The 215-nt window shown below is 35.8% G+C and carries 1 protein-coding gene; it reads right to left on the bottom strand.

The window, feature by feature from the left end; translation table 11 throughout:
* On the bottom strand, positions 1 to 215 hold a 215-nt coding region (locus tag MUW73_RS04155), incomplete at both ends, for an Rpn family recombination-promoting nuclease/putative transposase (RefSeq protein WP_243575289.1).

Raw genomic sequence — 215 nt, 5'->3', positions numbered from 1 at the left:
TTCAAGCATCCCTACATATTTCTTTTGCTTGATATCATCATCTGACATGGACTGTAAATCTACCAGTTTATAGTCTCCACCCATAAGCTGCTTAGCAAGCTTTGGATCACTAAATAATGTCCATAAATTTTTTGGTGCATTAAAAGGTCTACTGCCATGGTAGAGCAGAATGGGTATGATAAGAGGCAATTTCTCTTTATCTTTTTTTTTATGGC

This window comes from Candidatus Cardinium sp. cByotN1, assembly GCF_022810525.1.
Taxonomy (GTDB): Bacteria; Bacteroidota; Bacteroidia; order Cytophagales; family Amoebophilaceae; genus Cardinium.
Note: the sequence above shows the minus strand (reverse complement) of the source record. Positions and strands in the feature narration are given on the sequence as shown.